The 12,901-nt window shown below is 74.8% G+C and carries 12 protein-coding genes and 1 pseudogene; 4 read left to right on the forward strand and 9 right to left on the reverse strand.

Translation table 11 applies throughout. The features are described from left to right. Positions 1-2: 2 nt before the first annotated feature. Positions 3-719: a TetR/AcrR family transcriptional regulator gene (locus ACF0H8_RS03485; RefSeq protein ID WP_395287603.1), complete on the reverse strand. Its 717-nt coding sequence runs from the start codon at positions 717-719 to the stop codon at positions 3-5. 85 nt (positions 720-804) lie between these two features. After that, complete coding sequence (locus ACF0H8_RS03490) at positions 805-1,428, reverse strand: TetR/AcrR family transcriptional regulator (RefSeq protein ID WP_395287604.1); 624 nt, start codon at positions 1,426-1,428, stop codon at positions 805-807. 198 nt (positions 1,429-1,626) lie between these two features. Here ACF0H8_RS03490 and ACF0H8_RS03495 point away from each other — a divergent pair, with 198 nt between their 5' ends. After that, positions 1,627-2,436, forward strand: a complete 810-nt coding sequence (locus tag ACF0H8_RS03495) for a hypothetical protein (protein WP_395287605.1) — start codon at positions 1,627-1,629, stop codon at positions 2,434-2,436. Positions 2,437-2,453: 17 nt separating this feature from the next. Here the strand turns inward: ACF0H8_RS03495 and ACF0H8_RS03500 are convergent, their stop codons facing one another. From ACF0H8_RS03500 to ACF0H8_RS03530, 7 genes and pseudogenes are all read right to left on the reverse strand, one after another. Next, complete coding sequence (locus tag ACF0H8_RS03500; RefSeq protein ID WP_395287606.1) at positions 2,454-2,894, reverse strand: (deoxy)nucleoside triphosphate pyrophosphohydrolase; 441 nt, start codon at positions 2,892-2,894, stop codon at positions 2,454-2,456. Between the two features lie 68 nt (positions 2,895-2,962). Next, positions 2,963-3,205 carry a hypothetical protein gene (locus tag ACF0H8_RS03505; protein ID WP_395290944.1) on the reverse strand — a complete coding sequence of 81 codons (243 nt, stop codon included), beginning with the start codon at positions 3,203-3,205 and terminating at the stop codon, positions 2,963-2,965. Positions 3,206-3,293: 88 nt separating this feature from the next. Further along, positions 3,294-3,959 (reverse strand): annotated as a pseudogene (locus ACF0H8_RS03510) (transglutaminase N-terminal domain-containing protein); the annotation flags it as partial. Continuing rightward, positions 3,935-6,400 carry a circularly permuted type 2 ATP-grasp protein gene (locus ACF0H8_RS03515; protein WP_395287607.1) on the reverse strand — a complete coding sequence of 822 codons (2,466 nt, stop codon included), beginning with the start codon at positions 6,398-6,400 and terminating at the stop codon, positions 3,935-3,937. The gene ACF0H8_RS03515 and the pseudogene ACF0H8_RS03510, both read right to left, overlap by 25 nt. 221 nt (positions 6,401-6,621) lie before the next feature. Beyond that, complete coding sequence (locus tag ACF0H8_RS03520; protein WP_395287608.1) at positions 6,622-6,852, reverse strand: hypothetical protein; 231 nt, start codon at positions 6,850-6,852, stop codon at positions 6,622-6,624. 72 nt (positions 6,853-6,924) lie between these two features. Continuing rightward, on the reverse strand, positions 6,925-8,598 hold the full coding sequence (locus ACF0H8_RS03525; protein WP_395287609.1) for an alpha-amylase family protein: 1,674 nt from the start codon (positions 8,596-8,598) through the stop codon (positions 6,925-6,927). A 12-nt stretch (positions 8,599-8,610) separates the two neighbouring features. Continuing rightward, entirely contained in the window at positions 8,611-9,570 is a 960-nt protein-coding gene (locus ACF0H8_RS03530; RefSeq protein WP_395287610.1) for a TIGR03885 family FMN-dependent LLM class oxidoreductase, read from the reverse strand. 126 nt (positions 9,571-9,696) lie between these two features. On the opposite strand from ACF0H8_RS03530, the gene ACF0H8_RS03535 reads away from it, so the two are divergent. From ACF0H8_RS03535 to ACF0H8_RS03545, 3 genes are all read left to right on the forward strand, one after another. Then, a complete protein-coding gene (locus ACF0H8_RS03535; RefSeq protein ID WP_395287611.1) occupies positions 9,697-10,419 on the forward strand; it encodes a M50 family metallopeptidase in 723 nt (240 codons plus the stop codon). A 228-nt stretch (positions 10,420-10,647) separates the two neighbouring features. Further along, on the forward strand, positions 10,648-11,034 hold the full coding sequence (locus ACF0H8_RS03540; protein WP_395287612.1) for a DUF6394 family protein: 387 nt from the start codon (positions 10,648-10,650) through the stop codon (positions 11,032-11,034). A 12-nt stretch (positions 11,035-11,046) separates the two neighbouring features. Beyond that, entirely contained in the window at positions 11,047-12,852 is a 1,806-nt protein-coding gene (locus ACF0H8_RS03545) for an NAD-binding protein (RefSeq protein ID WP_395287613.1), read from the forward strand. Positions 12,853-12,901 lie beyond the last annotated feature (49 nt).

The raw sequence follows: 12,901 nt of genomic DNA on the forward strand, positions 1-12,901 counted from the left end.
CGCTAGGCGGCCACCAGGCCGGGGCGCAGCACGAAGCTGAGCACCACCTGGACCGCCTGGCGGCGGAAGCTCGCCGCGCGGGCGGGGTCGAGCATGTCGCGGTCGAAGAGCTCGCGGAACGTGGCCCGGTTGGAGACCCGGTAGAACGCGATGGAGCTGATGAGCTGGTGCACGGCCAGGGCGTCGGGGGCGTCGGGTCCCTCGCGGAACACTCCCGCGGCGCGGCCCCGCTGCAGGAGGCGCTCGATGTTCTCGACGAGGCCACGGTTCAGCTCGCGCAGCGACTCGATGCCGGCGATGTTCTCAGCATTCAGCGCGTTCTCGAAGCTGACCATGCGCACGAAGCTGGGCCGCACCTCCTGCGAGTCGATGGTGCGCAGCACCAGCGTGCGCAGGGCCTCGACGGGCTCGAGGTCGTCGAGGGCGACCGACCGCTCCCACTCGCGCATCTTGCGGTAGACCTGCTCGAGCGCGGCGACGTACAGGCCGCGCTTGTCGCCGAAGTAGTAGTAGATCATCCGCTTCGTGGTGCTCGTGCGCTCGGCGATGGCGTCGACGCGTCCCCCGAGGTACCCGCGCTCGGAGAACTCCTCCTCGGCGGCGTCCAGGATCGCCTGGCGCGTCCGCTCGGGGTCGCGGCGCCTCCGCTTGCCGCGGTCATGGTCCTGGACGGGCGCGACGGTGTCCCGCTCGGCCGGCGGGCGCGCAAGGCTGGACACGCCGCTCCTCCTCGGTGATCGGTGGCCGCTGCACTGCGGCTGTGCCACAGGGTAGTGCACGCCGGACGGCCCGGCCCCGATACCCTCAGGCCACGTCGGCGGCGCGGACCGACTGCGCCGTGCGGGCCCCGACCGCCCGGAGCACGAACAGCTCGGTGGCGTCGAGGAACCGCTCCCGCTCGGCCTCCGCGCGCGGCAGGCGCCGCCCGCTCAGGCACGCGTGGACCAGCTGCACGACGGCGTCGAGGTTCTGGTCGGGGATGTCGCCCTGCTCGATGGCCCGCGAGAGGATGCCGCGCAGCACGCCCTCGACGGCGCCGACGTGCTCGCGCAGGTGCGCGGCGGCGTCGTGCGAGACGACCTCCCGCAGATCCGGGCCGGGGGCGAAGTGGTAGGAGCGCTCGAGCTTCAGCTGCTCGCGCACGTAGACACGGAGCTGCTGCACCGGGTCCTCGACGCTGACCAGGGACTCCTCGAGCGCGCGGACGTACGCGGCCGTCTCGTGCTCGATGAAGGCGAGGAGGAGGCTCTCCTTGTCAGGGAAGTGGTTGTACACCGCCGTCCGGCCGATGCCCGCCTCTGCGGCGATGTCTGCGAGGGAGATCGCGTCGAAGCCCCGCTCGCGCATGAGGTGCGAGAGCGCCGCGAAGAGCGCGCTGCGGGTCCGCTCGCGATGCTCGGCCAGGGAGCTCCCGATGATCTTGGGCACCAACCCATGGTGCCACTTTCTGACGGACCGTGCGCAATCGTCGTGAAAGCGCGACGGGAACCACACGCCCGTCTGCCGCTGCGGCTCGCGGATGCGCGCCGACGCGCGGAACCGCTGACACGCGCCGACGCGCCAGGCCATTCCGGACGCTGCCCTACTCTTGCGCCGTCAGGTGCGTCGCGGACGGAGGAGCCCACCATGCCAGCGCCCGAGGAGTACACCGCCTACGAGGCCGGCGACCCGGGCACCGCGCCGCAGGTGCTGGCGCAGATCGCCGAGCACCGCCCCGACTTGCGCCCGCTCGTGGCGGCCAACCCGGCGACACCGCCCGCGGTCCTCGACTTGCTGGCCGGGCTCGGAGACGTGGCCGTCGACGCGGCGCTCGCCGGCCGCCGCGACGGGCAGCCGGGCGCTGACGCCACCGAGCCGCTTCGCGCAGACGCGACCCAGCTGTTCGCCCCGCCCGCACCTGCCGCGTACCAGCCGGGCCCGTACGGCACGCCGAGCCAGGGCGCGCCCTACGGCGCCCCGGCCCCAGGGCCCTTCGGTGCGCCGCAGCCCCCGTACGCCGCCCCGGGCCCCTACGCCGCGCCGCAGGACGGGGGCGGCAACCCGTTCGGGGCGCCCGTGCCGCCGTACGGCGGCTCCGGGCCCGCCGGGGCGCCGGCCTACGCCGCGCCGTCGTGGCAGCAGCCAGCGGGGCGGTCGCGCAGGTGGGTCTGGTGGGTCGCGGCCGGCGCGGTGGCACTCGTCGTCGTGTGCGTGGTCGCGGCCGCCGCGCTCGTGCGCGCGAGCGAGTCGGGCGAGGGCCTGCTCGGCGGCGCCACCTACGGCAGCGACCCGTACCTGGACGAGCTCTGGGACGCCTGCGCCGACGGCGACGCGCAGGCCTGCGACGACCTGTACAACGAGTCCCCGCTCTTCTCCGAGTACGAGGAGTTCGGCGACACGTGCGGCTACCGCTTTCCCGACGGCGGGCAGTGGTGCGCGGACGTCATGGAGGCCTGAGACGGGTGCGCGCCGGCTCAGCCGGCGCGCACGGCCCCCAGCGCGGCGGCGATCGGCCGGTCCGGGTCGAGCCAGTCCAGCGACTCCAGGTCCTCCTGCTCCACCCAGCGCAGCTCGGAGTGGTCCTCCAGCGGCGACGGCGTGCCGGCGGTCAGCTCGGCGAGCCACACCCGCATCGTCCGGTGCGCCAGGATCGGCCAGTCGCCCGCGAGCGGACCCTCGAGCACGCGTCCGAGCCGCACCGTCACGCCCAGCTCCTCGGCGAGCTCGCGGTGCAGGGCGTCGTCCGGCGCCTCGCCCGGCTCCACCTTCCCGCCGGGCAGCTCCCACCGTCCGGCCAGCTCCGCCGGGGCCGACCGCTGCGCGCACAGCGTGCGGGTCGGGCGCTCGAGCGAGTCGACGATGGCCGCGGCCACCACGAGCCGCGGCGCCGGGGCGGGGGCGGGGACGGCAGGCACGCCCCGAGCCTAGCCGTGGCGCCCGGCCCGCCCGCGGGCACACGCCGGGCACCCCGGCCCGCGGGGCGTCAGCCGACCCGCAGCGCCTGCAGCTCCGGCTCGGAGACCGGGTGCAGCTCCACCCCCACCGACTGGGTGGAGCCCTCGCCGGGGGAGTAGGCGACGCCGCGCAGCGGCGCGACGTCGAGGTGGTCCCGGCCCCAGCCGAGGACGACGTAGCGGTTGTCGATGAACTGGTCGTTCGTCGGGTCGATGTGGACCCAGCCGCCGCCCGGCACCCACACCGACGCCCACGCGTGGGAGGCGTCCACGCCGCGCAGCGTCCTGGTCAGGCGGCGGCGGGGTCTCGATGTACCCCGAGACGTACCGGGCCGCGAGGCCCATCGAGCGCATGCAGGCGATGAGCACGTGCGCGAAGTCCTGGCACGCCCCCGTCCGCCGCTCCAGCACCTCGGCCAGCGGCGTGCGCACGGTCGTGCTGCCGGGCCGGCAGGTGAACTCGGTGCGGATGCGGTGGGCGAGGTCGGCCACCACACGCACCAGGGGCGTGCCGGGGCCGAAGGACGGCATCGCGAACTCGCGGACCGCCTCCTCGGGCGCCACGAGCTCGGACGGCAACGCGGACTCGACGATCGCCAGCACCGACGCCGGGCCCTCGCCGTGCTCGCCCCTGCCGGTGGCGCGCATCCCGCTGACGGAGGCGGCCGCGCGCTCCCAGGGCACCTGGGGCACCGTCGCCGTGTCCAGGCGCCGGCGGGTCACCGTCACGAGCGAGGTGGCGACCACCTCGAGGGTGGTGTGCTCCTCGGTCACGTGGAAGTAGCTGGCCCGGTTGCCGTGCAGGTCGACGTGCTCCGCCGTCTCGGCCGGCGCGGGCGAGACGGTGAGGGCGGCCCGGTGCACCCGCTGGCCGTTGCCCTCCCGGGGCAGGAGCATGGCCAGCCCGTACGAGCCGGTTACCGGCGCGGGATACGTGTGGGTGGTGCGGTGCACGAGCTCGTAGTGGCGCTCGTGCTCGCCCCGCGCCCTGGCGGACTTGCTCACATCCACCCCTCCCCGGACCACTGCACCGCCACGGGCCGCACGAGGTGCACCCGGGTGATCTCCTTGGTGAGCTCGGCCAGGCGCCAGCCGATGGACTCCAGCGTCCGCGCCAGGTAGATCCGCGTGCCCCCCACGGGCGCGTCGTCCGCGCGGTCCGTGCGCAGCTCGGCGAGCAGGTCCTGGGCCTCGGCCAGCAGCTGGTCCCGCGAGGTCGGCCCGCGCCCCACCGCCGGCACCTCGGCGAGCTGCACGCGCAACTGCTCGAGCTGGTAGGCCAGGGCCCGGGGGTTGGAGGCGTCCGTGAGGAGCAGCTCCAGCAGCGCCGCGAGGCCCCCGCCCGGGTAGCGCCGCCGGAACGTGATCGAGGACTCGTGGGCCACGAGCACGGACTCGGTCACCAACGCCTCCACGGCCGGCTCGCGGCGCTGGGGGAGGGTCCGGGACAGCGTCGCGACAAGGTGGCGCCCGCGCTCGAGGCGGCGGCCCGCCTCCAGCAGCCGCCAGCCGACGTCGTGGACGAGGGACTCGGTGTAGCTGCCGTGCAGCGCCAGGAGGCCCTCGAGGAGCCCGGCGAGCACCGGGGCGAGGCCGAGCTGGGCCTCGTCGTCGCGCTGCCGGGCGCGCTCGCGGGCGAGGGCCCGCTCGAGGGCGGAGAGGGCCCGCCAGATGTCGGGGGAGAGGTTGTCCCGGACGCCGGCGGCGGCCTGGCCCATCCGCGCCACGGCCCAGGCCAGCGAGCCTGGCACGGCCGCGTCCGTGACGAGCGCGGGCAGCGGGGCGTCGGCGGCGAGCTGGTGCAGCGCGGCGAGCAGCACCTCCAGCGCCTGCCAGCCGGCCGTGTCCGCGGAGGGGCTGGAGCTCGTGGCGGCGGCGCGCGCGTAGTCGTCCCACCGGTCGGTGACGGCGAGCAGCAGCCGCGCCGTCGCCTCGGCGCGCTCGGTGTGGCGGCCGAGCCGGAACAGGTCCTCGGCGGCGCGGGGTGAGATGGCCCCGCCGGACGGACGGCCGCCCGGGAGGACCGGCGCGGGGTGCGCCGTGACGGCGGGCTCGGGCGCGAGCACCCAGACGTCCTTGGCGGTGCCGGTGAGGGCGCCGTCGGGCACCGCCTGCGGCACGGGCCCGGCCTGGCCGAGCGCGCCGCTGAGCACCACGTAGCCGTCGGCGTGCGCGACGGCGAAGGTGCGCAGCGAGGTCGGCTGCGGCACGAGCGTGTCCCGGGCGACCGTGGGGGTCGTCGAGGCCTCGACCGGCTCCTGCCCCACCCACGCCGCCGGGCGCTCGGCGATGCGGGCGGCGAGGTCGGCGCGCTGGTCCAGGCTCAGCTCCCAGCCGAGCACCGGGCGGTCGCCCGCCGTGGGCCGGACGACGAGCCGGCCCAGGTTGGCGATGACGTGGGAGCACATCGACCGGTCGCCGCACCAGTAGGTGGCCGTCGAGGGCAGGGCGAGGTCCTCCCCGAGGAGCGAGCGCGCCAGGCGGGGGAGGTAGGTGAGCAGCGCCGGGCTCTCCAGCACGCCGGAGCCGAGGGTGTTCACCACGGTCACGGCGCCCTGGCGGGCGGCGTGGACGAGGCCGGGGGTGCCGCGCCGGGCGGCGCGGTGCAGCTCCAGCGGGTCGACGTCGGCGGCCGGCAGGCGCCGCAGGAGCACGTCGACCGGCTCGCGGCGGCCCAGCGAGCGGGCCCAGACCCGCCCGTCCTCGACGACGAGGTCGCCGCCCTCGACGAGCGGGAGTCCGAGCATCGCGGCGAGGTAGCCGTCGTCGAACGCGGCGGCGGTGCCGGGGTCGGCGGTGAGGACGGCCATGCGGGGGTCGTCGCCCGCCGCCGCGGGGGACGCGGCCTGCAGGGCCTCGCGCAGCGCCTGGAAGTACGGGCCGACCCGCCGGGCGCGGGACTCCCGGTAGACGCCGGCCAGCACCTCCGAGACGACGCGCCGGTCGGCCATCACATAGCCCAGCCCGACCGGGGCGTCGGCGCGGTCGGCGAGCACGGTCCAGCTGCCGTCCGCGTTGCGGGCCAGGTCGACGGCGATGTGGAAGAGCTGGCGGAGCCCGGGCACCGTGACGCCGTCGGCAGTGTGGAGGAAGCCCGGGTGGGCGAGGACGACCTCCGGCGGGAGGAGGCCCGTGGTCAGCAGCCGCCGCTCGCCGTACAGGTCGGTCAGGACGAGGTCGAGCAGCTCGGCCCGCTGACGCAGCGCGGCCTCGAGCCGGTGCCACTCCAGCTCGTCGACGAGCACGGGGAGCGGGTCCAGGCGCCACGGCTGGGCACGGTCCCCGGCCAGGACGCCCTCGTCCTCCAGCAGGTTGCGCACCTCGGCGCTGCTCTCCGCGAGCCGGTCGGCCTGGCCGAGGTGGGCCTGGCCCGCCAGCTGCTGCCAGGCGAGCCGGGCGGGCCCGGTGGCCTGGAGCATCTCGTCGTGCCCGGGACCGTTCGCGCGGTAGGAGGCGAGCAGGTCCACATGATCTCCATGGGTCGGCCGTGGGTGCGGCTGGAGCGGCGTACCCAACGCCGGGCAAACCGCCGCCGGACGCGTCGACGGTGACTTTACCGGAGTATTGCCCGCACGTGGAGGTCAGCGCGGAAAACTCTTGGAGCGGCACGGCGGCCGGCGCGCGCCTCTAGCTAGCCGGCATCACCGCGCGCCGCCGGATGGTCGCGCCGGCCGTTCCCTGGACGGCGTCACCGCGCGCCGGCGCCGAGCCGCTCCTCGCGCCGGCCCCCGACCGCATCAGCGGCCGGCGCCGGGCGTGGCCCGCGGGCGGCTCGCCCGAAGGCGGTGCCCGGCGCGGCGCCCGTCGCGGCGTCCCGGACCGCCTGCGCGGCATCGCCGAAGGCGCGCCACTGCTGCTCGCGGCTGTGGCGCCCGGTGCGGTGGATGTCGCGGACCATGATCCCCGCGGGCGGAATCACCCCCTGGGGGCCTACTACTTCGGGTGTAAGGGTGATCCCGCACGGTCCACCCTCGGGGGTTGGGGCGAGGACTCAGGGCAGGCGACGCTCGCCGTCGTGACGGACCCGCAGCCACCGGTACCCGTAGCCCTCCAGCTGCAGCTCGACGGCGCCGTCCGGCCCCACCTGGCAGGTGCCGTCCTGGAGGAGGTCGATGAGGGCGCTGTCCGGCGGGACGTCCAGCGTGAGCGGGACCGTCACCGGCTCGGGGCCGAGGTTGTGCAGGGCGACCACCGAGGCGGTGCGCCAGGTGCTCCGGTGGGCGAGGACCTGGCGGTGCGGCTGGTCCAGGACCTCGAAATCGCCCCACCCGAGCTCCGGGCACGAGCGGTAGGTCTGGATCAGCCCGCGCATGAAGCTCCACAGCGAGTCCGGGTCGCGCACCTGGGAGGCCGCGTTGACGTGCGCGGGCCCGTACCCGCCCTCGACGACGGGGGAGACCAGGTCCCCGGGCACGGCGGTCGAGAAGCCGCCGGCGGCGCCCGCGGACCACTGCATCGGCGTGCGCACCGCCATCCGGCCCTCCGCCCGCAGGTCCTCACCCATCCCGATCTCCTCGCCGTAGTACAGCGTCGGCGTGCCGGGCAGGGAGAAGAGCAGCGAGTAGACCATGCGGACGCGCCGCGGGTCGCCCTCGAGCATCGGCGGCACCCGCCGCTTGAGCCCGCGGCCGAAGACCTGCATCTCCTTCTCGGGGCCGAACGCCGCGAAGACCTCGGCCCGCTCGTCCTCGGAGAGCTTGTCCAGCGTCAGCTCGTCGTGGTTGCGCACGAACGTCGCCCACTGGCAGTCCGCCGGGATGGCGGGGCGCTCGAGCAGGGCACGCGTGAGGGGGCGGGCGTCCTCCCGGGCGAGGGAGAGGTAGAGGTTCTGCATCGCGATGAAGTCGAACATCATGTGCAGCTCGTCGCCGCCGTTGGCGCCGAAGTACGTCCGCTGCTCCTCGTGCGGCAGGTTGACCTCGCCCAGCAGGATGGCGTCGCCGTGGCGGCGGCCGAGGAAGGCGCGCATCTTGCGCAGATAGGTGTGCGGGTCGTCGACGTCCCTCTGCTCCGCGGTGAGCCCGACGTCGGAGAGGAAGTAGGGCACGGCGTCCACGCGGAAGCCGTCTAGGCCGAGCTCGAGCCAGAAGCCGATGGTCTTCCAGATCTCGTCGCGCACACGGGGGTTGGCGATGTTGAGGTCCGGCTGGTGCTTGTAGAAGTGGTGCAGGTACCACTCGCCGGTCTTCTCGTCGAGCTCCCAGATGCTGTCCTCCTTGTCGGGGAAGACCACCTGGTCGGCGGTGTCCGGCGGGGGGTCGGCGCGCCAGACGTAGTAGTCGCGGTACGGGTTCTCCTTGCTCTGCCGGGCCTGCTGGAACCACGGGTGCTGGTCGGAGGTGTGGTTGATGAGCAGGTCCGCGATCACCCGGATGCCACGGTCCTTCGCGGTGCGGATGAGCTCGACGACGTCGCCGTGGGTCCCCAGGCGGGCGTCGACCCCGTAGTAGTCGGTGACGTCGTAACCGTCGTCGCGGTCGGGGGTGGGGTAGAACGGCATGAGCCACAGGCAGGTGACGCCGAGCTCGGCGAGGTAGTCGATGCGCTCGGCCAGCCCGGCGATGTCGCCGATGCCGTCGCCGTCCGCGTCGAAGAAGGTCTCGATGTCCAGGCAGTAGATGACGGCGTTCTTCCACCACAGGTCGGAGGTCTCGGTCATGCGCACGGCGGTGTCCTCTCAGTCCTCGAGCGCGGGCAGCACCGAGGTGGCGGCGGTCTCGATCCAGGCCCGCTGGTCCTGGCCGACATGGTGCAGGTAGATCTCGTCGAAGCCCAGCTCGGCGTACTCGCGAAGCCAGGCCACGTGCCGGGCGGGGTCGGCGGAGATGCGCACGGCGCACGCCACGGTCTCGGCGGTCACGTCCGCGCTGGCGATGTCGAAGTGCAGCGGCGTGGGCAGGTCGAGGCTGAGCGGCTCGGCGAAGACGTTGCTGCGCCACTGGTCCACGGCGAGCGCGGTGGCCTCCTCCTCGGTGGGGGCCCAGGACAGGTGGACCTGCAGCGCGATCGGCCCCCTCCCGCCGTTGTCGCGGTAGGACGCGATCACCTCGCGGAGCGTGTCGACGGGCTGGTTGATGGTGATCAGTCCGTCGGCCCAGCGCGCCACGTGCGCGGCCGTGGTGGCCGAGATCGCGGCGGCCAGCAGCGGCACCGGCTCGGCGGGCAGGTCGTAGAGGCGGGCCTGCGAGACGCGCACGAGGCCGTCGTGGTCGACCTCCTCGCCGGCGTGCAGGCGGCGGATGACGTCCACGCACTCGTCGAGGCGCCGCCGGCGGACGTGCTTGGCCGGCCACGGGTCGCCGGTGATGTGCTCGTTCATCGCCTGGCCGGTGCCGAGCGCCACCCAGTGCCGCCCGGGGAACATCTCCCCGAGCGTCGCGGTGGCCTGCGCGACGACGGTCGGGTGGTAGCGCTGCCCCGGCGCGTTGACGCAGCCGATCCGCAGCGAGGTGGTGGCCAAGGCGGCGCCGAGCCAGGACCAGGTGAAGCCGGAGTGCCCCTGGCGCTCGCTCCACGGGAAGAAGTGGTCGGAGCACATGGCCATCGCGAAGCCGGCCTGCTCGGCGGCCCGGAGGTCCTTCAGCAGCGCGCTCGGCGCGATCTGCTCGTGGGAGGCGTGGAAGCCGTAGGTCGTCACGTGCCTTTCCTATGGGGATTCCGCTCCCGCCGCCTCCCGAACGGCGCCCGGCGCCCTGCACGGTGAACGAGGGCTGCCCCCCGTCCGGTGAGCGGGGCCGCGCCGCGCCCGGTGCAGGATGGTGGGGTGGACGGCGGCGCGGTGGTGGGGTGGCTGGGGCAGGCGTGGCGGCGGCTGCTGCCGGACGCCGCCCCGGAGGCAGACCTGGTGGCTCTCCTGGCGACCCTCGCCGTGGTCGCCGCCGCGGTGCTGCTGCCTCCGCTGTGGCGGCAGGTCCGCGTGCTCGTCACCGTCGTGCACGAGCTCGGGCACGGCCTCGTGGGGATCCTGTGTGGGCGCCGCTTCACCGGCCTGGTGCTGCGCGGGGACATGTCCGGCCACGCGGTCACGGTCGGCCCGGCGCGAGGAGCCGGGCGGGTGCTTTCCACCTGGTCGGGGTACCCCGCCCCGGGCGTGGTCGGGGCAGCGTCGGTGCAGCTCGCGGGGGCGGGGTGGGCCCCGCCGGTGCTCGGGCTGGTGACGGCGATCCTGCTCGTCTGCCTGGTGCGGGTGCGGTCCTGGTACACCGCCGCGGTGATGGTGGCGCTCACGGCCGCGACCGGCGCGCTGTGGTGGTGGGGGGCCCCGGCGCTCCAGGCCGTCGTGGTGCTCGGGATGGGTGCCTTCCTGCTCGTCGGCGGCTGGCGGCACCTCGGCGCGGTCCTGGCACGTCCCACCGCCGGCTCGGACCCGGCGGTGCTGGCTCGCCTGACGTGGCTGCCGCAGTGGTGCTGGATCGGCACCTTCGCCGTCGTCCTCGGCGCGGCGAGCTGGTGGGCGCTGGCGCCGGTGCGCCAGCTCGTCGGCTGAGCGGCCGGAACGCCGGCTCGACGGTGGACCGCCCGACCGCGTGACTCGCCGGCCCGACAGCTCCCCACACTCCACTACGCCTGGCTCGTGCCTGGTGGCTGGTGGCTGGTGCTTCTGTGCAGGCTCGCCACGGCAGCGCCCGCCTCTGTCCGGTGCCGAAGCCCTGGCGGCCTGTCGCGGCGGCAGTACGATGCCGGTGCCTCGCTGGTAACGACGCCGGGAGCCGCGGTGAACCTCGAGAAGGTGGTCTTCGGGTTCTTCGTCGTGCTGGCCGCCACCCTGAACTTCGGCTTCTTCATCGGCGACCTCTCCGACCCCCTCGTCCACAACCCGTTCGAGCTGTACGCCGCCGTCGTGGTCAACCTCATCGCCACGGTCCTGAAGTTCGGCGATCGCACCCAGATCGGCGCCGTCCACCTGGCCACCAGCCTGGTGGCCGACCTCCAGCTCATCGCGGCGGCGACCGTCTGGGCCTACGCCGACGCCACCACGGCCGGTCTGCCCGGCCCGGGGGTTACGGCGAGCGTGGTGTCCCTCTCCGGCGGGGCGCTGCTCGCCAACCTCGTCTCGGTCACGCTGCTCCTCATCGAGACCGTCTCCTTCCACCGCCGCTAGATCGGGGCCGTCGTGGGCAACCCGCTGCTGACCTTCTGGTACCGGCTCCTCGGCGCGGACGCCCGCGCCCCGGAGACCGAGCCGTCGCGAGGGGCCGCCGCCACCGAGCAGGCGACCGCGACGGTCTTCCTGGTCCTGCGCCGTATGCGCCCGCCGCTGATCGTGCTCGTGGTGATCTTCGCCGTCAGCGTTCTCGGCCTGATGCTCATCCCGGGCCAGGACCCCTCGGGTGAACGCCGCCCGCTCGGGCTGCTGCACGCCTTCTACGTCATGAGCTACACCGCCACCACCATCGGCTTCGGCGAGATCCCCTACCCCTACACCGAGCAGCAGCGGCTGTGGCTCACGCTGTGCATCTTCCTCACAGTGGTCGGCTGGGCCTACGCCATCGGCACCCTGCTGGCACTGCTGCAGGACCGCGCGTTCCGCCGGGCGGTGGCGCTCCAGCGCTTCGCCCGCAGCGTCGCGCGGCTCCGCGAGCCGTTCTGGCTCATGGCCGGCCAGGGGCAGACGGGCCGCCTGCTGGGCGACTCGCTCGACGCGCTGCGCCGGCGCTTCGTCGTAGTCGACACCTCCGAGGCCCGCATCGCCGAGCTGGACACGCGTTCGTACCACTCCGACGTCCCCGGGCTGGTGGGCGACCCCCGCAACCCGGGCCACCTCATCGCGGCCGGGCTGCGCCACCCGCACTGCGCGGGCGTGCTCGCGCTGGCCGAGGACGACCGGACGAACTTCGCCGTCACGGTCACCGCCGCCCTGCTGAGGCCAGACCTGCCCGTGGTGGCGCGCACCCTCTCGCGGCGGGTCGCCGACCGGATGAAGGCCTTCGGCGGGCCCACGGTGATCAACCCGTTCGACGTCTTCGGCGAGCGACTGCGCCTGGCGCTGCAGGCGCCCGCGGGCTACCAGCTCATCCAGTGGCTCACCGCCCTGCCGGGGGACACCATCCCCGGGCGCAGCGCCCAGGTGGCCGCCGGCCGCTGGGTGGTGTGCGGGTACGGCCGCTTCGGGCAGGAGCTGACGGCGGACCTGCGCCGCTCCGGCCTGGAGGTGACGGTGGTGGACCAGGGCACCACCACCAGCGACGACCCCTCGGTCATCCGCACCGAGGCCCCGGAGGACGAGGTGATGGCGCTGGCCGACGTGGGTACCGCCGTCGGGCTCATCGCTGCGAACGACGACGACGTCACGAACCTCGCGCTGGTGGCGGCGGCGCGGCGGGCGAACCCCTCGCTCTTCCTCGTCGCCCGGCAGAACGTGCGGTCCAGCGACCCCCTGTTCGCGGCCCAGGGCGCCGACCTCGTGGTGGTGCCCGCCGAGGTGGTCGCGCACGAGGTCCTCGCCCATCTCGGGAGCCCCGTGCTGTTCCACCTGCTGCGCGATATCGGCACCCGCGGGGAGGCGTGGGCCGAGGACGTCGTCGAGCGGCTGGAGGCCCTGTGCGGCCGGGGGGCGCTCCTGACGTGGCAGGTCGAGCTCACCCCGGAGCGGGCGGGCGCCCTCATGCCGTGGCTGCGTACCGGGCGGGCCCGTCTCGGCGACCTCGTGCGGAGCCCCGACGACCGTGAGGTGCCCATCGCCGCGGTGCCGCTGGTCGTGGTGCGCGGGTCCGGCCGCGTCATCACCCCGGACGACGACTTCGTGCTGGCGCCGGGCGACGAGATCTTCCTCGCCGGGCAGCCGGCCGCACGGCAGGAGCTGGAGAACGTGTTCGTGGACGAAGCCACACGCGAGTACGTGCTCCACGGCCGCGAGGTGCCTTCCGGCTGGCTGTGGCGCACGCTCACGCCGCGGCCGGGTGCGCGCGTCCCGGGCTGACGCGCCGGACCGGTGCGTGGTGCGGAGCCGTGCCCGCCCGGTGCCGCGG

It is taken from the genome of Georgenia sp. AZ-5 (assembly GCF_043952095.1).
Classification (GTDB): domain Bacteria; phylum Actinomycetota; class Actinomycetes; order Actinomycetales; family Actinomycetaceae; genus Georgenia.